The organism is Kamptonema formosum PCC 10802 (genome assembly GCF_000332335.1).
Classification (GTDB): Bacteria; Cyanobacteriota; Cyanobacteriia; order Cyanobacteriales; family Oscillatoriaceae; genus Oscillatoria.
Map to the genome: position 1 here is coordinate 2,270,296 of NZ_KB235948.1, position 21,932 is coordinate 2,292,227.

General features: G+C 55.0%; 20 protein-coding genes. 13 read left to right on the plus strand and 7 right to left on the minus strand.

What is annotated here, in order from left to right:
- Positions 1-158: 158 nt before the first annotated feature.
- Positions 159-899, plus strand: coding sequence for a phosphatase PAP2 family protein (locus OSC10802_RS0109685; RefSeq protein WP_017716581.1), 741 nt, complete (start codon positions 159-161; stop codon positions 897-899).
- Between the two features lie 791 nt (positions 900-1,690).
- Here the strand turns inward: OSC10802_RS0109685 and OSC10802_RS0109695 are convergent.
- Entirely contained in the window at positions 1,691-2,797 is a 1,107-nt protein-coding gene (locus OSC10802_RS0109695) for a metallophosphoesterase family protein (protein ID WP_017716583.1), read from the minus strand.
- A 325-nt stretch (positions 2,798-3,122) separates the two neighbouring features.
- On the opposite strand from OSC10802_RS0109695, the gene OSC10802_RS44155 reads away from it, so the two are divergent.
- On the plus strand, positions 3,123-4,421 hold the full coding sequence (locus tag OSC10802_RS44155) for a hypothetical protein (protein ID WP_155967519.1): 1,299 nt from the start codon (positions 3,123-3,125) through the stop codon (positions 4,419-4,421).
- Positions 4,422-4,759: 338 nt separating this feature from the next.
- Here OSC10802_RS44155 and OSC10802_RS0109705 read toward each other — a convergent pair whose 3' ends face one another.
- Entirely contained in the window at positions 4,760-6,913 is a 2,154-nt protein-coding gene (locus OSC10802_RS0109705) for an NAD(P)/FAD-dependent oxidoreductase (protein ID WP_017716585.1), read from the minus strand.
- 154 nt (positions 6,914-7,067) lie between these two features.
- Here OSC10802_RS0109705 and OSC10802_RS0109710 point away from each other — a divergent pair, with 154 nt between their 5' ends.
- The gene (locus tag OSC10802_RS0109710) at positions 7,068-7,301 is read left to right on the plus strand and encodes a hypothetical protein (protein ID WP_017716586.1); all 234 of its coding nucleotides are present in this window, start codon (positions 7,068-7,070) and stop codon (positions 7,299-7,301) included.
- Positions 7,302-7,632: 331 nt separating this feature from the next.
- Here OSC10802_RS0109710 and OSC10802_RS0109715 read toward each other — a convergent pair whose 3' ends face one another.
- Positions 7,633-8,703, minus strand: a complete 1,071-nt coding sequence (locus tag OSC10802_RS0109715; RefSeq protein ID WP_017716587.1) for a M23 family metallopeptidase — start codon at positions 8,701-8,703, stop codon at positions 7,633-7,635.
- Between the two features lie 151 nt (positions 8,704-8,854).
- Here OSC10802_RS0109715 and OSC10802_RS0109720 point away from each other — a divergent pair, with 151 nt between their 5' ends.
- The 4 genes from OSC10802_RS0109720 to OSC10802_RS0109735 all read left to right on the plus strand — a co-directional run bounded on the left by OSC10802_RS0109720 (position 8,855) and on the right by OSC10802_RS0109735 (position 13,265).
- Positions 8,855-9,550, plus strand: coding sequence for a phosphatase PAP2 family protein (locus tag OSC10802_RS0109720; RefSeq protein WP_017716588.1), 696 nt, complete (start codon positions 8,855-8,857; stop codon positions 9,548-9,550).
- A gap of 1,130 nt (positions 9,551-10,680) precedes the next feature.
- Positions 10,681-10,983 carry a hypothetical protein gene (locus OSC10802_RS0109730; RefSeq protein WP_017716590.1) on the plus strand — a complete coding sequence of 101 codons (303 nt, stop codon included), beginning with the start codon at positions 10,681-10,683 and terminating at the stop codon, positions 10,981-10,983.
- 177 nt (positions 10,984-11,160) lie between these two features.
- Positions 11,161-11,379: a hypothetical protein gene (locus OSC10802_RS39430; RefSeq protein ID WP_017716591.1), complete on the plus strand. Its 219-nt coding sequence runs from the start codon at positions 11,161-11,163 to the stop codon at positions 11,377-11,379.
- Between the two features lie 707 nt (positions 11,380-12,086).
- Entirely contained in the window at positions 12,087-13,265 is a 1,179-nt protein-coding gene (locus OSC10802_RS0109735) for an acyltransferase family protein (protein WP_017716592.1), read from the plus strand.
- 256 nt (positions 13,266-13,521) lie between these two features.
- On the opposite strand, the gene OSC10802_RS0109740 is transcribed toward OSC10802_RS0109735, so the two are convergent.
- Positions 13,522-14,199 carry a PHP domain-containing protein gene (locus OSC10802_RS0109740; RefSeq protein WP_232731657.1) on the minus strand — a complete coding sequence of 226 codons (678 nt, stop codon included), beginning with the start codon at positions 14,197-14,199 and terminating at the stop codon, positions 13,522-13,524.
- An 88-nt stretch (positions 14,200-14,287) separates the two neighbouring features.
- On the opposite strand from OSC10802_RS0109740, the gene OSC10802_RS49370 reads away from it, so the two are divergent.
- Positions 14,288-14,563, plus strand: coding sequence for a hypothetical protein (locus OSC10802_RS49370; RefSeq protein WP_155967521.1), 276 nt, complete (start codon positions 14,288-14,290; stop codon positions 14,561-14,563).
- A 666-nt stretch (positions 14,564-15,229) separates the two neighbouring features.
- Here OSC10802_RS49370 and OSC10802_RS39435 read toward each other — a convergent pair.
- Both OSC10802_RS39435 and OSC10802_RS49375 read right to left on the minus strand, forming a co-directional pair.
- Complete coding sequence (locus tag OSC10802_RS39435; protein ID WP_017716594.1) at positions 15,230-16,501, minus strand: HetZ-related protein; 1,272 nt, start codon at positions 16,499-16,501, stop codon at positions 15,230-15,232.
- Between the two features lie 113 nt (positions 16,502-16,614).
- Positions 16,615-16,755, minus strand: a complete 141-nt coding sequence (locus tag OSC10802_RS49375) for a hypothetical protein (RefSeq protein WP_155967523.1) — start codon at positions 16,753-16,755, stop codon at positions 16,615-16,617.
- 724 nt (positions 16,756-17,479) lie between these two features.
- Between OSC10802_RS49375 and OSC10802_RS56135 the strand changes: the two genes are divergently transcribed.
- The 3 genes from OSC10802_RS56135 to OSC10802_RS0109765 all read left to right on the plus strand — a co-directional run bounded on the left by OSC10802_RS56135 (position 17,480) and on the right by OSC10802_RS0109765 (position 18,994).
- On the plus strand, positions 17,480-17,713 hold the full coding sequence (locus OSC10802_RS56135) for a hypothetical protein (RefSeq protein WP_155967525.1): 234 nt from the start codon (positions 17,480-17,482) through the stop codon (positions 17,711-17,713).
- A 547-nt stretch (positions 17,714-18,260) separates the two neighbouring features.
- Positions 18,261-18,506: a UPF0175 family protein gene (locus OSC10802_RS0109760; RefSeq protein ID WP_017716597.1), complete on the plus strand. Its 246-nt coding sequence runs from the start codon at positions 18,261-18,263 to the stop codon at positions 18,504-18,506.
- Entirely contained in the window at positions 18,497-18,994 is a 498-nt protein-coding gene (locus OSC10802_RS0109765) for a PIN domain-containing protein (protein ID WP_017716598.1), read from the plus strand. The genes OSC10802_RS0109760 and OSC10802_RS0109765 overlap by 10 nt, the downstream gene beginning before the upstream one ends.
- A gap of 598 nt (positions 18,995-19,592) precedes the next feature.
- On the opposite strand, the gene OSC10802_RS39440 is transcribed toward OSC10802_RS0109765, so the two are convergent.
- Positions 19,593-20,753: a helix-turn-helix domain-containing protein gene (locus OSC10802_RS39440; RefSeq protein WP_369797067.1), complete on the minus strand. Its 1,161-nt coding sequence runs from the start codon at positions 20,751-20,753 to the stop codon at positions 19,593-19,595.
- Between the two features lie 346 nt (positions 20,754-21,099).
- Here OSC10802_RS39440 and OSC10802_RS54245 point away from each other — a divergent pair, with 346 nt between their 5' ends.
- Both OSC10802_RS54245 and OSC10802_RS0109785 read left to right on the plus strand, forming a co-directional pair.
- Positions 21,100-21,270: a hypothetical protein gene (locus tag OSC10802_RS54245; protein ID WP_232731658.1), complete on the plus strand. Its 171-nt coding sequence runs from the start codon at positions 21,100-21,102 to the stop codon at positions 21,268-21,270.
- Positions 21,271-21,462: 192 nt separating this feature from the next.
- On the plus strand, positions 21,463-21,897 hold the full coding sequence (locus OSC10802_RS0109785; protein ID WP_198525089.1) for a CHAT domain-containing protein: 435 nt from the start codon (positions 21,463-21,465) through the stop codon (positions 21,895-21,897).
- Positions 21,898-21,932: the final 35 nt, after the last annotated feature.

Consider the following 21,932-nt stretch of genomic DNA (forward strand, 5'->3'; position numbering starts at 1 on the left):
GCCCGCGCTGTGCCGGCGCAGCTACGGGTGGCGTCTCGCCTGTGGTACAGCCCGCATCTGGGGCCAGGGTATATTAGCGTTAAGTAAGTAGACTCTCCCCGCCCGTCTCAAAAAAGAGAATTTTTCTAAAGTCCGCCCACTCTCGTTTAGCTTGGCGAATGTTTGAATCCGATTTCGCGAAACGTCTCCAGTCCTTCACTAGCTTTTTCAAGGAGCTGCTCCTCGCTCGCTGGCGCTCACTCCTGGCGCTATTGATAGGAATCTATTTACCTTTGCAGGTGTTTGAGCTGCTCGCACTAGAAATGCGGCAAAATAAAGGCGGCTTTCCGTGGGACTTGTCCGTACTGCGGGCAATTCACGCCACAGAACAGCCGCAACTGAATGCTTTTGCCGCGACGCTGACTAACTATGGAACGTTTGACACTCTGTTTCCGCTCCTCTTGGCGGTAGCGCTGCTGCTGTTCCTGCGCCGGCAGTGGCGAGCGCTTGTGTACTGGATCGTCACCCTGCAGGGAAGCAGCATCATCAACCACACAGCAAAAGTCGTGACGCATCGAATGCGCCCCCACCTCTGGGAGTCCTTCTACCCACACCCGTCGGATTACTCCTTTCCCAGCGGTCACGCCATGTCGAGCATGACGCTGGTGGCAGCTGTGGTAATTTTAACTTGGGGGAGCCGGTGGTGCTGGTTCGCTCTAATTTTCGGGAGCGTATTTGCAGTAGCTATTGCCTGGACGCGCCTGTATCTGGGAGTTCACTTTCCCAGTGACATTCTAGCCGGCTGGATGGTTTCGGTCGCCTGGGCAATGGGAGTCAGCCTGCTGCTCAAGCCGAATTTCTATAAAGCCAGCACCGCAACACACCGGCTCACCGAGCCCTCAGAAGACTCCGCTATCTGAGTGCGAGGGCTCTGATACGCCGGCTTTTTTAAAAAATTGCATCGCATGTAAATAGGCGTACCGCCCCCTGTGACAGAGCAATTCTGTGTGAGTGCCGGCCTAACCCACCTCACAATTGAGGTCGCTGCGTAAGTTCTGCTGCTATGATTTAGAGGAATGGTACAAACCCAAAGAAATTCCCTTTCAATCGCCCTATTATTGGGGTGGTTTTGCGCGGGTGTACAGTACAAGGGCCTAAATCCCAACTGCGAACCTTATTAGAGGGAGTAGTTATCACCCCCGCCGAGGCTCCCGATTTTGAGGCGAAAATTGAAGCTGAAGCCGCAGTTTTGCGACGCCTCCCGCAACCAAGAAACCGGGTTTCTGCGACAACTTTTGCATCCTACCCGAAACATTTATTCAGAAACCCGGTTTCTGGCCCCTTCTGGCCCCCCGCAACCAAGAAACCGGGTTTCTGGCTGCCGCTGCCCCCCGATAGCTTGAATCCGGGGATATAGCAGTATGCACTTAGGTTAGAACATTAGACCTTCAGGCTCGGCGGACGCCTGCCCTACGTCTATATAGCAGTAAGCATTTAGGAAACGTACATTCCGGCCTCCCTTGCTCCAGAGCTCCCGAAGCTTCTATTGTTCTAACCAATATGACTGCTGCTATATATAGCGGTTGCCAATGATTTGTGAAATCCTCTCTCTTCCTTGGCGCTCCTTCACGGCGGCGGTTTATTAAAAAAAAATTTCACTCCTCAACACCGAACCGCTATATAACCCGTTGAGAGAAAATCCTCCCTATCCCTAAAGCAGCAGCGTCGTGTGGTTGTCAATCGGATTGGGGGTGCCATCCAACCCAACCGCGCTAAACGCCTCGAAGTACCGGCGGGCATTTGTCGGGAAGTGGGAGAAATCAAACATGGCATCCCCCTTGGCAATATCCGCCCAGAAGTAGCGCAGACTGGGAACCAGGGGATCTGCCTGTGCCGGCGGCATATTTAAAGGCGGGTCCGTCAAAAGCCGCAGCATAAAAGGCCGGCTGCGCTCGCCTATCCACTCCCGGGACTGTAGCGGCAAATCTGGCCAACCCGGAACCGATGCCACCCAGTCGGACTCAATCTGGAGGGATTTTCGCCCCCACTCATCCATTTGAAAGTGCAAGATGCGGTAGGGGTGGGGGTAGCTCACCAGAGAGCCGGTGGTGATATCGCTGATCCCGCCGCTTTTGGCCACATCCTGAACGTGCAAATGGCCGGTAAACACCACCTGCACCCCAGCAGCCTGCAGCAGCTTCAGCAAAGCCGGTGCGTTTTCCAGCATATACCGGCGGCCTAGCTGGTGGCGAGACTGCCCAGGCAGGTGCTCCAAAACATTGTGGTGCACCATCACCAAGATTAACTCCTCGCGAGCTTTGGCCAGAACCGCTTCCAGCCAGGCCAGCTGCGCCTCATCCAGTCGCCCGAATGGCAGCAGCTTGCCCTTGGCATCAAACTGGTTGGAATTCAGCCCGATCAGCCGCACTCCCGGCAGCACTTGACAAGTGTAGTAAAGCTGTGCTATGTCTGCATAGCCCTGCCGGTGGTAGTAGCGAGGAAAATCTGCCAAGCCGATAGAACTGGCATCTGGCTGCAGCACCGGCACGTCGTGATTGCCCGGAACAACATAAACAGGAAACGGCAATTTTGTCAAGCGTTCCGAGAGCCAAGCGTGGTTGGCCGGCTCGCCGTGCTGAGTCAAGTCTCCGGGAAGCAGCAGGAAATCGATCTCCAGCCGGCTCAAGCGCTCCAGAACCGTCTCCAGAGCGGGGATACTGATTTCCACGAGATGAAAGCGGCTGGGATTGTCCCAGATTGTCTGAGGGAGGGCGATGTGTGGGTCGCTCACCACCGCAAAACGAAAATTTAGCTTCATAATAAAAATTTAACAAACTGGCCTGCTGTAAACCTTTGCCGGCACGGAAGCTCGGGGCTGGGAACTTCCGTGTCCGGGCATACATGCCTGTAACAATTTTTACTCTTTACTGCTGACTTTTGACGTTTTGGTGGCTCGGCACCCATCGCTGGCGGGAAAAATAGACCGTAGGGCTGCTATTCTGTCTTACTAAGCCAACTTCTGTGCAGGCACATTTAGTGGCAGGGATTTTAGACGGTGCGCGGACAGCCTGGAAATATTAAACAAATATTTACAAAGTGACGGAAGCCTGCCGTGAGGAGTTGTAAGTTCCTGGATCGAACCGATGAGTGAACCACACATGCCCAATAACCCGCATTTCCCTGAAGCGCAAGAGCCAGTCGGGGCGGATTCCCCAGCCGCCCCGACAGATGTCGCCTCTGGCGAGTCCCGCCCGTTCTCCGACACTGAGGCGGAAGACTGGCTGACAGTGAATTTCCCCAATGCCATTAGCATTGATGAAATTGAGTGCGAAACCTCACCGGCACCGTACAAGACAGAGGAGACGCCCCTCCCTGCCGGCGAGATCAAGAGCGCAATCGCCACTTGGCACCCCGCAAGAGCGCCCCAACTGCTGGCTGATGTCGAGGAGGTCGAGCCGGAGGTCAGTCTGCCTGCAGCGGTGGAACTGCTGGGCCTGATTCACCAGTTGCGCCAGCGCAACAGTGAGCTCGCCCATGAAATGGCGGAGATGGAAAACGCACTTCACGACACCCAAACGGCCCTGCAGCTGAACAAGACGCGAGCGCAAGCGCAACAAGTCTCCTTAACCCAACAAACTCAAGACTTGGCAGTGGCAAAAGCCCAAGTCCTGCGGGTGACTCGCGAGCTGGAATCCTCCCGTCAAGAAATCCAGCGCCAGCAGCAGCTGATTCAAAACCTGACCGATCGCCTGCAAACCAGCCAGCAGCGGCTAGCGCAAATCGAGCGGGAGTGCGCCCTCACCCAGCTGCGCTACAGCGAACAAGCTCAGCGGCTGTTGCAAAGCGAAACGACCTGCCGGGATTTGCGCTCGCGCCTCGCCAGACAGCAGCGCCAAACCTTGCAGTTCAAAGCCGCTCTGGAACAGTGCCTGGAGACGCCGGAAGCCCCGGAACAGGCCCGCATCATAGCTGCCAGCCTCTCAGAGGGCACCTTAAATGCCCCAGACGCGCACCTGGCCAAGGCGCTGCCCATCCAGCCCTGGACAGCGCTCCCACCCTCTGAACCCCTGGCGTCCCCACCCCCGGCAGAGGAAGTGCCGGTGCAGGTGTATCTCGCTGCGGCAACCGACCCAGCAGACGCCTTATTGCCCCACCCAGAACCCAATCCGCCAAAGGACCCTCTCTGGCAAGACTTAGCCCAGCTGATTGACAGGGCAGCTGAGGCAGTCAGCCCCAACGAGCCGGCCATCTTGACCCCCGCTGAGCCAGATAGCCCGACTCCTGGTCACAGCGGCGACACCGGCACCCCCACTGAGCCAGCCGGCTCCGCACCGGCTGCACCTCCGCCAGACTGGCAAGCGCCCGAAATTCCACCGCAGCAGCCGGCAAAAAAACGCCACTCACTCGCGGGGGTTCAGCTGCCCACTTTTCCCCGCCTGTAGCCTTGATTTCCCCGGCAGTGGGATTAGCAATTGCCAGCGCCGGCCAACCCAAGAGTAAAAGCGAGATCCGGGTTTCTTTGGCACGAAGATCGAGAAACCCGGCTTCTGGCTTTTGCGCTTTTGTCTGGGAAGCCAGACTTCTTTGAGACGTTGCCCTTAAGTAATTTGTGTGAGTAGAGCCCCGCATCTCACACAAGTGAAACCCCGAGTTTCTTTGAGTGCGAGGGCGCGCAAGCGTTCCGCCCCCGCAGGAGCCAGAAACCGGGCTTCTTCGGCGAAACCGGGTTTCTACGCCTTTTTCAATCCAAAATCCGGGCATCCAAAATCCAAAATCAATATCAGCTGTCAGCTGTCAGCTGCGGTTTGCCCGCTACAGCCACCGGCATCTGGAGGCGGGCGCGAGGCTTCAGGGGACGTCCCAACCCATCGGTGAGGGCGTAGCTCTGGCTGAGCAGCCACAGCCACAAACCGGGATAGCGGGGTTCGATCCAGGACTGGAGGCGGCGGCTCAATGCCGGCAGCCATCCAAGCAGCCAGCTTTTCAGAGAGTCCAGGGTGAAAGTGAGGTAGCTGCTCAACCAGCGCAGCACCTCCCCAACCGTTACAAATTCCACGATCCAGAGCAACAGGGAGGGGTTTTTCCAAGCTGCCTGGAGAGCCAGCCCAGTAAAGGTGCGCCAGTCCGTCCGGTCTTTGATAAAGGTTTCCGCCAGCTGCGGGTCTTGTGCGGCCAAAATCCCGAAGAAGACATTCAAGATGGAGTTGATCCGCTCGGGTTTGACAAACTTGCCGGTGGGCACCATCATGCCCTTGGAAAACAGCCACGTCACCGAGACATTGCTCTGGTAGGCGCGAATCTGGTTCAAGTGAGCGGCGCTGAGCAGGTCGTGCTTGAGGGCCGTGTGGAGCAAATCGGTCAAGCGAGGCAAATTCCGCACCAGCGAGCCAAAGCCGGTGAAGACGAGAGGGGATTGCAGGGAGGCGGCGTCGCCAATGGCAATCAGCCGGTCAAAGGCAACTTTGCGGTCCCTGGCGCTAGCGCTGAAATGTCCGGGAATATAGCCAAACGTAGCCTTTTTCCAGACCAGCTTGTCCATATCGCACCGGCGGTACTCTGGCAGGATCGTGAAAAAGTCCTCGTACATTTCCAGGAGGGAGCCCGGATTGTCTGGATGCACCTGGTGGTAGTGGAACAGATAAACCGTCAGTTCCTCACCGGCACCCGGGAACAGCTCCCAAATCAGCTGGCGTCCCCGCGAGATATCCCCGTGAGCGTTGAGCACGTCGCCATATTGCGAGTCCCAGACGGAGGGCTCAAACCCACCGGCAATCACCGCTCCCACTGTCGGGCAGACGCTGTTAAAAGCCCGACCCCCATTCAGCTGCCAGGCGATAGGCGAAGCCGTTCCCATCGCATCCACCAGCAAGCGACCGGCTGCCTCTTTTTCCTCACCTGCCGGCAGGTGCTTGACACGCACGACGACTTGTGATATACTTGTCTCGACCCGTAAAAATTCTGTCTCATCCCAGATTTCACCGCCGGCGGCTCTGAGTTTTTCCCCGCACAGCCGCAGGAGTTTCTCCGCATCGAGCGCCACATTCAGCACCTTGGGGGTGTGGAGGACCGGTGCCTTAGCGGAGGGCGGGTTATTGGAGTCAAAGAATTTGTGGAATCCGTCCCTGTACTCCCGGGCAATGATGGATTCAAACTCTGCCGGTGTGAACAGACCCAGGTCAATGAGACTTTGGAACTCACTGCGAGAAATATTCCACTCCCGATTCATGCGGGCAAAGGGCAGCCGCTCCACCAGCAGCACCCGATAGCCCAACCGGGCCATCACTGCCGCGTGGAGGACTCCGAGAGCACCACCTATATATATAAGGTCGTAAACCGGCGAGAGGGAGGGGGAAGGGCCACTCTCCCCCGCTTGAAACACAACCTGCCGGGGTGTTTGCGGATTGCGGACGCCCTCGCGCCAGCGCTGCTCCCACCAATAGACCCGTTTTAGGTCATACTCCCCGTTGGGTATTTTCTGAAAGTATTGAACAGTGAGGGGGTAATATGGGGCTAGTGCCTGAAAAATCGACTGCTGCGACAGATCGACAGCAGGCGGTTGCGGGTACTGGTAGGGAAACCGGTCTCTCAAACCGGCAGTTAGGCCAGCGAGTAACTGGCCCTCACCGGCAAGGGGCTTTTCTGCCCAGCGGAACACTTTTAAGTAGGTTGTCCGCTGCAGCGACCAGACAAAAATCGAGAGTTCCCCCTCGGGCACAGCCGGTGCGCTAGCGCCAGCGTCAGGAGAGAGTTCGACTTCTGTTTCAGGCGGCGGACTCGCTGGTGGCTGAACCGGCAAGCTTTGGAGCTGCACTCGGATACCGCCCCCGGCAGAGCGTTTCCACCAGCCCGCCGCGGGCTGGAATTCTTCAAGCAACCAGAGGCGGACTGAATCTGTATCCGGGGTGGGAACTTCCAGGTAGAGGATTTCTTTCATTGATTGGGCGTTGACTGCGACAGATCCCCTAAAGACAGAGTTGAAAGGAGCGCAACGTGGGCGCTTACTTCCGGATACTGAACTTAAAGAGGTTTAAAAAAAGTTTACATAACTCTCATATTGTTAACCTAGAAGATATTTGCCGGAACTTGCCATGAACTATCCCATTCCAACCAGTCCGCAAGAAATCGAGGCGATGCGGCACCTCACGGTGAGTGAGGAGTTGGTCGCAGCCGCGATAGTCGGGGTGATTAAAATCTTCCGCTCTCAGGGGAGCTCCTTAGAAGACTTAAAGGCAGAAGTGCTAGCCGAGGACTCTCTCCTCGACCAGGTGCAGAGACGCTGGCTCAGTGATGTGGTCGCTGAAGCTTGGAAATGTCTTTCCTAATCGAGGCGGCGCAAATTTATTTCTTTCTTTCTTTCCCTGACAGGGACTCACACAAATGGCCCGAGCGGGGGAAATTATAGCACATTTCCACAGGCTTTCCCCACGAGCCCGGAGGAGAAAAGCGCGCTACAGGCTTCTCCCTATATATAGCAGTAGCGATTTAGGGCGCGGACGTAGGACAGGCGTGTCGCCTGTCCCTAGTGGCAAGTGAGATGCCCTGTCCTAAACTGACTGTGTGCTGCTATATATCGCACGGCGTCAGAGCCGGTGCGAAGCGGCAGGCACGGCAGGCCGGTGGGGGGTGTGAGGGCTGAAGTCCTCACTGCAAATTCTACTTCAGCTCGACTTCTCGTTTTACGTCAATCAGCACCCGCTCGCCGCGCAGGAGTTGGTACTCTCCGCGCCAGACGCCAGGGGTGAGGGGGCGCTCTTTGGTGTTCTTCTTGCCGACATAATTCGACCAGTTAATGCGATTGGGGGATTGGAGCGCTCGTTTGCTCTCCGCAATGGTTGTGCCGTCAGGAGCGAGCAGGCGGAAATGCTCCACATCCCCTTTGAGAACGCCGAAAGGGTGAGCCCAGAAGATCAGCACCGGGCTGTTTGTAGAGATGGGGGCTTGGGAAAAGCTCCCCTCCCACAGGCTATTGATATCCCCCGGTGGCTGGCTGGAAAAGCCAGCTTTGACCAAACCCGTGCCGGCGTATTCCAGGTCCTGCTCCCACAGGGGGTGGCGCTTTACCTGACAGCCGGCTGCGGCGTCAGCGCCCACAAAGGGGTCTAAGGGTTGGCCCCGGTAGCGGAGAGTCAGGTGGACGTGGGGGAAGGAGGCCAAGCCAGACATCCCTACCATGCCCAGGACAGTTCCTTTTTCTACCTTCATTCCCGGTTTGACGGCTACGCTGCCAGAGCGCATGTGGCAGTATTGAGTTTGCCAGCCGTTGCCGTGATCGATGACGGCTCCATTGCCACACTCAATGCCTTTGAGTTGGGAGGCTTCTTCCATCGCCTGCATCCGCCGGTCGGGAATTGCGTCCCGCACCCGCAGGACCGTGCCGGCTGCTGAGGCTCTCACGGCCACCCCCCGGGCCATCGCCTGTTCGTCGGGAATTCCGAAGTCTGTGCCGTTGTGGCCATCGTAGGTTTGGCGACCGCAGCCAACATCAACGTATTCCGGGCCTGGAGCGCGGTCGAAGTAGGACAAAATGAAGCAGTCTTGGCCCAAGGTGCAGTCGATGGGAATGGCAAACTTGGGCGAATCGCCGGCTTGGGCGACGGTGGCGGCGGGTTGAGCTGCCGGTGCCTGCGCCCCTGTGGCTGTCCCCTGCTGGAAGCTGCTGGGGAGGCTGGCTAGTGTGAGGGCGAGAAGGAAGGTAAAAAGATGTTTTCTTGACAGTGCGATCATCGGTTGCATTCCGAAAAATCAAAAATATGCCGCATGGCTCAGCTCAATCCCAGGGCTGTGCGGTCTATAATGTGACGTGGGCCGGTGGCGGTCGGTGACTCTGCGGTAGAAATTTTGTTCACTTAAGAACGCTCTCGCGGTAATCCTGGAAATGGGACTGAAAACTAAGCTTTTATCAATCCTTTCGACGATTCGGATTGCGGGGTTGCTCCAGGCTGGTCTGGCGATGTCGGTATTTGCCTGGATTGCCAAGGAAGTGCTGCGCAAGCAAACCGCCGCTTTTGACACGGCAATTTTAATGGCTCTGCGGCAAACGCACACCCCCCTGCTGGACCGTGCCGTTGTGGCTGTCACCTTTTTGGGGGAGCCGGAATTTTTACTGGCCCTGTGTGCCGGTTCGGCAGCAGTGTTGCTGCGCGACAAGCGCCGGTCGGAAGCCACAACTCTCGGCATCGCCGCCGCCGGCGCAGTCGGTTTAAACTACTGGCTGAAACATCTATTTTCTCGCGACAGGCCGGCCCTGTGGGACCGCATTGTTGATGTCGGCTTCTACAGTTTTCCCAGCGGTCACGCTATGATTTCGATGGTCGTTTACGGGATGCTGGGCTATTTGCTGGCCAAGCGCTTCCCCCGCTGGCGCGGGCTGATTGTCTCCTCTACGGTTGTGCTGATTGCTGCCATCGGTCTGAGCCGGCTTTATCTGGGCGTCCACTGGCCTACTGATGTGATCGCCGGCTATTCGGCAGGTGTGGTTTGGCTGATTGCCTGTATCCTCAGCCTGGAAGTCTGGCGAGAGTATCGCTTGGTTGCCGGCGGTTCCGCAGACCGGTCCCTGCTGCCTGATTAATAGGTATTGTAAAACTTTATTACGTTTGCCGGCAAGAGCAGAGACTGGCAGACTATAATGGGTGGCTGCATTGCGACAGCATCCCAACCGGCACACCTTTCAGCAACGAACACCGCGCATTCTCAAAGGAAGCGTGCGATTCTCAGTTGGGACGTCAGTCAAGATGGTTTGAAGAGTGGTGCCGGCATAAATGGCGCATTGAATCGTTCGTTTTCAGAGGGACAATCACAGACAGAGCGATTGGCACCCTGCTCGGGGTTTAAGCAACGCTTGTGCCTTCCCCCAAGTATGAGGGGAACAGTTATCTGCCGGAAGGGCGAATAGCTCCAGCTTTCATGCGTGTCTATGCCCAACAGCAGAGTTGCTCAAACGCAGATTTATGAGTCTGTCGGTATTTGGCTGTGAGAGATGGAACTGTAAGACGGGCCCAGCCTATTTAACAGCATTCCTGACTTTCAAGGTTCTCTCCTCTCTCACCCCCTCACCGCCTCAGCTTGCCGTTTGAATGCGCGAGATCCGAAGTTGCCGGTTGCCCGAGGGACCGACGCCTCCGGGTTGCCGGTAAAACTCTCTACCTAGGAGAGTTTGATTTTTTTAGGATTTATTGCAACTAATTATCCGGACTTTAAAACAATCTCTGTCCCGCCCTGTCGATTTCAAGTGCAGCCAATTGTAAATTTATGTGTGCGCAGCCAGCAGGAGGGAAGAAAATATGATATTAGCAGAGCAGCCCGAGGAACACGCCGAAGCGTTTTCCGCACTCGGAAGGAGTTCGCCTTAGCGAGGGGAGGGGCTCCTGTGGGGTGGGGGTTGCCTTTGGGTAGAGGTTCTCGAAAGCTAGGATAAGATGAATTCCCGCGCCGGGCCTTTTCTCAACACCCGCCGCCCCCGGTGGGAAATTGAGGCAGAAAGAGGTTGCTGCGAGCGATAAGCACACAAGGATCGAGGCGCGACAGCTGGGGATCGCGGTTTTTAGCACCCGACCCCCAACAGCCAGCCCCAGCAAACCCCTGAAAACTGGCACCAAAAAGTTTTTAGTTAATTTGGTTACAATTTGAGGATTCTTCACGAGTTCTTCACGTTTGGCCGCTAACCTTAGTGAGATAGGCAGCTCGCTGAAGGGGAACGTTATGGTTGTGCTAAAGAATAAGTTTGATGAAGAGTTAAACCGGCAGGAAACGATGAACGATCGCTCGGGACGGAAGGTTGAGGTGAAGCCGCATCCGGGCGCTGTCCCGATCGTTGCCGAAGGCGATCCAGTGATGGACCGGCCTATCCGCTCAGTTCACGACCGGCAGCCGCACGGTCCAGAAGAGTTGAAAGCGGTTCGCCACTGCCCGATGAGTGTGGGTTCGTTTAAACCGGCGGGGGGTTCCAAGGTTCGCTATCTGGACTTCCAAGGGCATTTCACGGAGATCGGCAATTCTATGTAGTGCCCCTGTGGGACAAAACGCTCCTTGACTGAACTTGCTTCAGCCGGCTGGATCGCTGGCCCACCTCGCGGTCAGAGCGGTTCAATGGCAAATGGGCCACGCAAGCCGGTGTCGCGGGCGGGATGAGTGTCAAAAAATGTAATACAAATGTAACATAAAAAACGCGGATAAATCAGGGTGTTTTGGCGTTCAGGGGCGGTTTTTAATTGCACCTGCCGGTGTCAGACAGTTTCCAATGAGGGCGATCGCGACTGCGGGCAGTTCCGTCAGCCGGTGGAGCGCCACATCGTCAGTCAGAACGGCTTAACAGCTGGCGGCCATATTTCGCAAAATTCCATTACCTCGCGGCGCGGCTGGGGTGCAATGTCGCAGTGGGCCACTCTGCAGGGCAGGTGAGCGATGAGACGCAACTACTCCTGGAGCGTCAGCGCATCCGATTGTTTCACAAGCTGAAATAGGAAGTCTTGCGATCTGGCGGTTAACTCCAGTAAAATTGATAGGGATACCGGCACGATTAGTTTTAGGTTATGGCACTGCTGGGCAGCCGGCTAGTTGCGGCTGGCGTGCCGGTGCTGGGGTGAAACTGCCGGACGGAGCAACGAACACCGATTCATCTTCGATGCTAAATTTAGGCATTGTACGAGAAAAGTTAATTAATGTTAGCTCTTATTTTCTCTATTGTCCTGGCGCTCTAACCTTCAGGAAGACGCTGGCGCGTCTAGGGCGTATTGGCGGTTTCTAAAAAATAAATGACACAAATAAATTAGGCTCTATATCCCCTGAATATTTAAAATCTAGCCAAGATTTATTGGCAATTATAAACTCACGGCGACCAGAAAAGTAGCGTTACGCGGAGCGTAACGCACCCTACTGCTGCCTACACCGGCACTCTAGCAGTATTCACTTAGGTTAGGACAGTAGGACAGGCGGGACGCCTGTCCTACGCCTTTTCCCCTAGGCGACTGATGTCGTAACCAATATGACTACTGCTATAACGCCCTCGCCCCGCCACCCACACAAATTGAAACAAATCCCACGGATTCACAATCATCCGCCTCCATGATATCTTCCCCCGTATTCCTGAAAACACTAACCACCGGCACATGAGTGACGAACAATTCCAGCCAACCCAGAAACCGCAGAAGCGCCTGATGTCCCTCGACGTGTTTCGAGGCATCGCCATCGCCAGCATGATTCTCGTCAACAACCCCGGCAGCTGGGACTATATCTATCCCCCCCTGGAACACGCAAAGTGGCACGGCTGCACACCGGCAGACCTCGTATTCCCCTTTTTCCTGTTTATCGTCGGTGTGGCGATGTCCTTCTCTCTGCGCAAATACACGCCAGAAAACCGGCCCGCAGCAGCGGTTTACTGGCGCATCCTGCGCCGGTGCGCCCTTCTATTTGCCCTGGGGTTGCTACTCGCCGGCACTTCCTTAACCCTAGACTGGCTGCTCAACGGCAAACCCCTGGACTTCGGCACAATCCGCATCATGGGAGTGCTCCAGCGGATCGCAATCTGCTACGCCCTCGCCAGTTTAGCGGTGCTGCACCTGCCGCGAAAAGGGCAGTGGGGGCTGGCGGTGCTGTTACTGCTGGCATACTGGGGGGCGATGCAGCTGGTTCCCGTACCGGGTTACGGTGCCGGCAACCTCTCGCCCAATGGCGAAGGCAGCCTGGTGGGTTATATCGACCGGCTGGTGCTGACGCCGGCGCACCTGCTCAAGCGCGACATCGGTTTTGACCCTGAGGGGCTGTTGAGCACTCTGCCGGCAGTGGTGACGGTGCTGATGGGCTACTTTGCCGGTGAGTGGCTGCGGGTGAGGGAGGCAGAAGCGGAATCCAGCATCCAGCTAGCGCTTGCCGGTGCCAGTTGCCTGATTGTCGGGCATTTGTGGGGGTTTGTCTTCCCCATCAACAAGCAGCTGTGGACAAGTTCCTATACTGTGCTTACTGCCGGTTGGGCGCTGCTGCTGCTTGCCGGCTTGTATTACGCCATCGAGGTGCGCCGGTGGTGCCGGTGGGCGTGGCCATTTGAAGTTATGGGCTTGAACGCTATTTTCCTGTTTGTCGCTTCAGGAATGGTGGCCCGCATTTTGATTAAAACTCATGTCGGTGCCGGTGAGAGCGCGCCGAGCCTTTATACTTGGATATACGAGAAGCTGTTTGTGCCGGCAGCCGGTCAGATGAACGGTTCCCTGGCGTTTGCCCTAACCACGGTGTTGCTGTGGTGGCTGGTGCTTTACGCCCTGTACCGCCGTCGGTGGTTTTTCAAGCTTTAGATGGGGTGGTGCGCGTTCTCAGCCGCCACGGCGGGCGGGCAGCCACGGGGGCGATTGCTGCCAATTTAAACTTAATAAGGAACCGCCAAGAGGCCAAGGACGCCAAGAAGGAAGAAGAATCAGGAAGAGGTACAGCTGATGATAGGTTGTTAGAGGGGCTTATTTTAGCACAGTTTTGCAGAAATGTCAAGGAGTGCCGGCGGTAAAGAGGGGTGGGGTGCGCGGTTGAGCGCACCGAGCGTATTGTGTTGTGGCATTAGAGGCGCTGGAGCAAGTTGCGACCGTGGGTGTCGGTGCCGCAGGTGGTTAGCAAATTGCAGGCGGCGCTGAGTTCCAGCACCTGCTCGGTTTGCTTGGGGCTGGGGCACCAAGGTTTGGGGTTATTGTAGGCGTAGTAAGCTTCTGCGGCGTCGATACCGAGTTCGGCAGCGGCGGGGACTAGCTGAGTGGCTGGTATGCGGTAGCGAGCGGGGTGAGCCAGAACTGCCAGCCCACCGGCACTGTGAATGGCAGAAATGACACTGCCGGCGTGACAGTTACTCCCTGCGGCTGCCTTGCCTTGCAGGTAGGGCTCCATGTGCGGGTGCTGTGGGTCGAAGGCATAGCCGAGAATGTGCACCTCACAGCCTAGCAGATCGGCGTTGATTTCTACGCCGGTCCAGAGGTGGGGCAGCGGGGATGCGGCGACTGCTGGACGCATCGCCCGATCGCTGAACTTTTGCCGGTCGTCTAGCCAGCGCTGAGCGACTTGGTAGCCGCCGACGCTGTGGTGATCGGTGATGGCCAGCCCTTTCAGGCCAATTGCGATCGCTTGCTCAATCAATTCTTCTGGCTTCAAATGGCCATCGGAGAAGGTTGTGTGCATGTGAAAGTTGTGCGAGCGCGGACAACTTTCAGCACCGATCGTCTGAAAGACGTGCTTTAGTGCTGGCATATTCTGTGCTGCCGGCTTCGGTGAGCGAGAAGCCCAAGCAAGATTGACCGCATTGACCGCCATAAGTGTCTGACCGAGGAATTTATCTGTGTCTACTATATCGAAATATTTCTTAAAAAACAGCGAGTCAGGGCTGCTGGCCTTTAGGGAGGTGCTGGACAGTGGGGCCGGCTCAAGGGTGCCACCGTTTCGCCTCAACATGAGGTGGATTGCGTTTGCTGGACATGCTGGCGGTGGCAAAAGTTCCGCTGCGGTGGCGTCGAGCGTGCCGACCGGCGACTGGGGTGCCTGGAGGTGGCCCGGACAGGGTTCCCGGACCAATGCGCATTCATCTGAGCTGAGAGCGCCGGCAGGTTGGTTATAGCGGTTTTAGTGGAGTTGTGAGAGCTGATAAGTCCTGTTTACGTCCACATCCAGATTGATCGCAAAACATTTAGAAAGCCTAGAGTGGCTGTTACTGGTGCCGAATACCACTTGGGCGGGGAAATGTGCTATAATATACTATTTTTTGGGGGGAGTTGTATAAATACCTATCAGCGATGGAAAAATGTTTTTCTAGATTTAGCATCTTAGTGTGCCGGAATTGAATTGAACATATAACTTTTGCTGATAATTGCACGGCACCGGCTTCCTAGGCAGCTTTGTTCCAGTGAGCGGTGGGAGCGCTGCAGGCAGGAAATGCAGGGACATTGCAGGGGGACAGGCTCAACAGGTGGCTGTTGCCTGTGTGGAATGCGCCGTATCCTAAAATTCTTTTGTTCGATCAGCTGTGGAGTGGGCGAAAGCCGGCTGCACGAGAGGGCTGAACCGCGCTTAGCGCGTCAGTTGCAGAAAGCCGGTGGTTGCGGTCACTCACAGGCGAGGGAAAGGCGGTGAAGCTTGCTGTCAGGCGTGGGGAAGCAGGTTCTGGCGGGTGCCCTAACCGCAACTCCTACAGGAAAGCAGGGGAGTGAGAGTGGAGTGTTGAGGGTTGTTGAGGGAGGGGGTGATTGTTCCACGGATCGCTCAACACTCTGCAACTCATCACTGATCATTCCGCCCCCGGTCCTGAGTTGCGGGCTTCCCAGGCCAGGTCTAAGAGGGCTGTCCAGCGCTTTTGCACCTGTTTTGGCGTGCACTGGAGGGCTTGGGCGATTTCTGGCTCGCTGGCACCGGCGCGTTTGAGATCCAGCAGCTGGCGCTGTTGGGGGTTGAGCTTGCTGAGAAATGCTTGCCACTGCTTTTGTGGCATGCCCAAGTTTTGATCGAGGTCGGCACCCAGCCACTGGTGGACGAGTTTCCAGTTGTGAGAGCGAGCGAACTTTTCGACGTGGTACTTGAAGCGCTGCTGCAGGTAGTCCCGCTGGCGAGCCGACAGACCGAGGATTTCGTCAATCTCCTGAGCGGACATGTCTTGCAGTTTCAAGATTAGGTAGTCAATGCAGTCTTTTTGGCCTTGGGCCTCCAGGTACTGTACCAGTTCGGAGATGACTCGATCTCGCAGGACGGCCTCAGCGGGGTCAACGGTCTCGGCAACCATCTGCTCCCGCACCTGCTGGGCGGCGTGGGAGCGACTTTGGGCTTCGGCTTCCTCGCCTTTGGGGAACTCAACCGCCTGCTCAATGTCGAGGACCGTTTCCGCCGGCTGGCCGCTGGCAAAGCCTTGGGCCCGCAGGACAATCAGCTGCTGGGCACCCCGACCGGGCAAGCTGATGCGGCGCTTGGCGAAGTGTTCGGTAAAGGCCATGTATTCTGCCAGTTCCAGCGGGGTGCGGGGGGTGTAGCCCTCAGGCAGTTGGTTTTCCCGGCGGAAGGCGCGCAGGGACTCCATGTAGAAGCCTTGCAGGAAGTCTTCAATCAGGTTGTAGCGAGCTTGGAAGCCCAACCGCGCCCGCAGCGGGGCGATGTGCCGGTACACCATCGCGCTCAGGTTGCTGTGCAGTTCGACGCGCCCCTGTTTGGAGCCCAGCTCGTAGTATTCCAGGCACTTTTGCAGCCGGTGCCGCGCCAAGGCCACCTGCCAGGAGCGAATTTGACCAGATTTTTGGATGCGAGCGCTTTTTTGGCAAATCCGCTCGATTTCTTTGGCAATGCGCATGGCCACATCCGGCACGCTCTTGGTTGTTGATTGCAGCTTTTCGCGCAATTCTTTCTCCATTTGGTTGGCGAGCGCTGGGGTGTCCATTGCCGGCAGGGAGCTGTTTTCTGATAGGTCGTCATCGTGGCCATGCCGAGGGGCTTGGCTGCCGGCATCCGCTGGTTCTGGGTTGATGCCGAAAGTGTTGGAGGTTTGATAAAAAGAGTTTGCTAGTGGGGAGTTCATAGTTTTGCCTCTGGTGACGCACCGAACGCGATCTGCAAAGAACTAGGGGTTAGGGGGAGGATGCTGGGGGTGGTGCCACCCGCTCGACCCTCTCAACTGTCTACATTTCGACTTTAGGCAGCTGTAATTATCTCCAGGGGTTTGAGGTTGCTACTATCCATATCGTCCAATCTGGGCAAGTTGCCGGTGCCCAGGCTGGCTGGAAGCCGGCCCGAGCTGGAGGTGATGCGTCCCACTGGTTCACGATTGCGCAAACTCTTGCTGGATAAGCACTCCCCGCCATGCTGACCTGCTGTGACTGACCCTATAGGGGTGAGGGGTCACACCCCTACCCTACAGACACTTCCGAAACTGGTCAGCACCATGATGTGCCAGATCGAAAATTGGCACACAGATCGGTGGATTGTGAGGAAACTTCTGATATTTGCGCCGGATTGTTGGTGTAAGCCGGGAAGGTTTTTCAATTAATCGGTGTGGGGGTTGCAAGGCTCTTGTGGGGGCGGGTTCGCCGCAGAGGTGTGCCGGCACCACCGGCGGTCTGCTTTCCTCGCCCCTGTAGCTGTGGGGGTCAAGAGGGCCTTCATTGCAAGCTTCTAACACCAAGTCTACTTTCCGTTCGGGAATCACCCCACCCGGACACCCTTGCAATCGCTCCTGTGAGACACCCCATTTGGCGAGCTACACCCGACGCGCTCCCCTTTCAACAGTGCGTTACCGAACGAAACGGAGGAAGCTTTGCAACTCTCTTGACCCCTGGCAGACGCTTCCCAAGGCCGGTGCCGCTGGCGGCGGGGCGCACCGGCTTTTGACACGACGCACCAGACCCCGACATCATCCCACCGCTGCGACCCCAACGCGCTGCACCAGATGCCAAAATTGCTCTTCTGACTGGATGATGTATCCTGGGTCAGTCTCTCAGGGCATTTAGAAAATATTATAATTTATCTTTTTGCGCTCTTTTATGGTAAAGGAGAGGGCGTGGGGCGTGGGGCGTGGGGCGTGGGGCGTGGGGCGTGGGGCATGGCGGCGGGAGTGGCGGCGGGAGTGGCGGCGGGAGTGGGGCATCGGGTTAGTGATGGACTTCTAACCGAGAGATTTGGTGAAGAAAGCCGGTTTCTCACCCCCCACGCGAAAGCCGGTGTCCAAGAAACCGGGTTCCTGCGCGAATTTTGGCATCCTAAGCGAGATTTTGCTAAGAAAGCCGGTTTCTGACCCCCCACGCGCTCACCCTTGTCCAAGAATCCAAGAAACCGGGTTTCTGCGAGAATTTTGGCATCCTAAGCGAGATTTTGCTAAGAAACCCGGTTTCTGACCCCCCACGCGAAAGCCCGCCGACAAGAAACCGGGTTTCTGCGACAAGTTTTGCATCCCTACCCGAGAGATTTGGTTAAGAAAGCCGATTTCTCAGCCTGTGCGCGACTACAAAGAAACTCTAGGAGTCAAAGCTGGACTCAGGGCAAGAAAGCCGGTTGCTTCCGCTTGACATGAAACCCCCATCGCTATAAAATAGTAACAAGCGGGTTTCTCCAACTCCTACCCGGCACCCGGCATGAAGGAACAATGCATCCAAGCCTCTCTCGCCTTGATTCAAGAACTCCTCATCTGTCCCCGTGGGGAGGAAAACCAAGTCCTCAACAGGTCTGGAGGATTTGGTAGATCAGGGATTTGTGCCAGGTGGGGATAGGTAGCGGTGTTATTTGAATGTTGATGGCTTGTTAGCGACCCAGATATTGGAATCATTAATAATGGAGATTATGATATGACTTTAGTGATTTCTGAGGAAATTGTAAAAGCGAGTGGATTGTCCGAAGAGGAACTGCTACTAGAAGTTGTTTTGCTGCTGTTTAAACAGGATAAGATTAGCTTAGGGAAAGCGGCGGAATTGTTAAGCATGTCCCAGATTGGCTTGCAGAAGATCATGGCTAATCGCGATATTTGTGTTCATTATGATGTGGCTGAATTGCAGGAAGATATCCAGCATTTGACAGCAAAGGGATGGCTATGATTGTTGTTAGTGACACTTCTCCCCTCTGTGGGTTAGCCATCACGGGTTATCTCTGGTTACTGCAACAGCTTTACGGACGGGTGTTAATTCCGCCGGCGGTTGTGGATGAACTGAGGCGAGGGGGTGAGGACGATCCGCGCATTACAGGCGTGTTATCTCTAGATTGGATTGAGATTTGTCAGCCCCGAGATATCCTACTGGTGGAAACCCTACAAACCGAGCGAAATTTGGATCGGGGAGAATCTGAAGCCATCGCCATAGCGTTGGAACTGAGTGCAGACGAATTGTTGATTGACGAACGTTTAGGACGCAGGGAAGCTGTCCGTTTGGGGCTATCCATCACGGGTTTATTGGGGATTTTGCTCGTGGCTAAACGCCGGGGATGGGTGACAGCGATTCAACCGATAATCGATAATCTGATTGAGCAAGCGAGTTTTCGGGTGAGCGCTCGCGTTTATGCAGAGGTGTTAGCTGCAGCGGGCGAATAAACCGGCTTTCTGGACGAAAAATCTAGGAGGCTAAGTGAGACTCTGGGCTAGAAAGCCGGTCTCTCCAGCTTGACATGAAACCCCGAACGCTATATAATATAGAAAGCACCCCAAATCCTCAACCAACACCCGGAACTCATCGACCTGTCTTGCGTGGTTAACCTCCTAACCGAGAGATTTGGTTAAGAAAGCCGGTTTCTCAACCCCCACGCCCTCGCCCCCAGACAATAAACTGGGTTTCTGCGACAATTTTTGCATCCTAACCGAGAGATGTGTTAAGAAAGCCGGTTTCTCACCCCCCACGCGAAAGCCGGTGTCTAAGAAACCGGGTTTCAGCTAAGAAACCAGGTTTCTGGTGCGCGAGAAATAAACCTCGCCGTTATAACCCCATTATATATTGCCCGAACGCCCGGAACACCCTGTAGAGATTGTCTTGCTTTTCTATCAAGCAGCGCCGGGATAAAGATTGAAGCGAATTGAGTAAATCCGAAGGTGGCACTGTTACAGTTTCTAGCAATTTCGCCAGGTTGACCGGCTCGCTGTATTGAGCCAACCGGCACATCACTTGTTTTTCGATTTCCGATAACCGCTCCCACTGTTACTGGAAAACATCCTTCAAATCTGCCGGCAACAAAATGGGATGATTGGGGAATAAATCAGTCACGCCTAATCCCACTTCTTGAATCAGAGATGCGACGCTTTTTAAGCATAGCGGATTCCCTTGGTAGCCGTCAAGGAGTGCTGACTCATTCTGGAGGTTCGCCAACCCGTAATCCCTCAAAATTGCCCGACCGGCTTCCCTATCCAACCCAGCGAGTTGTAAAATCTTAATCGGAGTAGTTTGGCTGTTCTCTTTCGCCACTTCTCGCGGGAGTTCCCACCCGATTAACACAAAGCAACTTTGATGGGATAATTTTTCTACTTGTTGGAAGAGCGAGCGATAGTCTTGACAGCCGGCTTTGTACTTTCCCGCCAATTCGCCGGTACTGAAAAGGTGCTGATCGTCATCTAAGACGACTAAACAGCGATAGTTTTGTAAATGCTGAAGCAGAGGTAATAGCCCAGATTTACTTTTGGGTGTGTCGGGTCTTTCTGACGGTGAAAAAAAGTGGTGTAGACGCTCTTGAAATTCAGCTAGTGTCGGGGATGTCTCCAGACTGCACCAAATAACGTATTCAAACTCATCTTTTATTTGCTGTACGAGTTTCACGGCTAATGTGGTTTTGCCGATTCCGCTGATGCCGGTGAGGGCTATCAGGCGACAGCGTTGCTGTAAAATCCAGTTTGTCAGGGTTTCCAGTTCGCCGGTGCGTCCATAAAAAGCACCCAACTCCGGCATCTCACTTAAATCTTGATGTATTGGGGGTTGTTGGGGGTTGGATGTTTGTTCGGTTTGCCGGTTTGAGTTTGGGACATTGGGTGAGTGTGGCGTGTCTCCACAGATGTTAAAGCTATCGCTAACATCAACGCTGTTATGTGTGAAGTTGTTAAAAACATTTGAATTCTGCAACCTCTCCATTGTCGAGCGAAAATTCGTTTTACTGACCTCTTCCCCTAACTCTTCTGAAAGTATCCGCCACAATTGCGAACCGGCATTCCTCACACTACTTTCCGAACAGTCCGAATCCCTAGCTATTTTCTTGTATATTTGACCTTGCAAGGTCCCTCGCAGTACCGCTTCTTGTAAGTCGTCCAGGTGCTGGCCGGTTTTGGCAAACACTATCTGATCGGCCAGCTGTAACATTTCTTTAAGATTCATGGGGCTGTAAGATGCAAGCGTTTGGTATATGATAGCACAGGTCTGACATTTTTGCACATTTTTGTACATTTTACGATAAATTTAGATTTTTCCGGGTGAAATTCGGTGAACCGGGCGCGGCAAATTTGAACATTTATTGACTGTTCAAAGTTATAAATTAAAAGCACAATGTAAATTGTAGGGTTTGAACGCTTGCTGTTCTTGGCAGTGTATTGGTTTCAATCAACATGATTCAGTGGGGTCAAAAATGAGTAAGTGGTATCCTGGGGCAAACAGTTGGGAAAACAAAGGGTCTTATAAGGTAAAATATAAATATGACGATAATGGGAAGTGTACCGATATCCTTATGGCTCGTTCGAGTTTAACTGACAAACAAGCTGACGATGACCACATTCACATTTACAAGGTTGGCGAAACTGGCCAAGGCGCTACTTTTAAAGACGCTCAAGGTAGAGTGCTCAACTTATCTGATTATGACATCCAACAGATTCTTTCTGGGGCAAGACCTCTTTGGTAGGAAAATTTTATTAGTTTAAGGAAGGGAGCGCTGCCTTGTAAGTTGAACCGATATCGTAGGTTGGGTTGACGCAAGTCACCCCAACTTTTCCCTCAGAACCTTATCGATTATCAGCATAGCAAGGCGACTCACCTCATAGCAAATACCTGGCCTGACGAGGCGAGTATGGGGAGCGAACACTACACCAAAACCATGAGCGAGCGCACTTCTCACAACCCCCAAACCGTGCGGTGCTGTAGAAAGTGCGTTCGCCCCTTTCCGTTTTTCGGTTTGATGCCCATTTCCCAGATACTTGCCCTGTCCGCCTGTCACACCGGCACCCCCAATATTCGCACCGGCATCCGTAAGTATATCACAATTATAGCGGTATTTTTCTTTCCCGGCTCTCGGAATGTGTTGGGGAGGTTATGCGCGGCGAATCATATCTCGGCGGCGATTTTTAGGATTGGCTTTTATGAAACCCTCCTGGGGGAAAAGCACCCGCCGGTGGGGTTGGCGCTGAAGCAAACCCAGGAGTGGATGCGGGAAGCGCCGGTGGCGGAGCTGTTAGAGTGGATTGGGGGTTGCCGGTTGATGCGTGAGGGATGCCGGCAGGAAATGTGCTACGATCCAAGGAAAAGGGGCTAAAGCCCAACTACGAACCTTATAATCGCCCTATTATT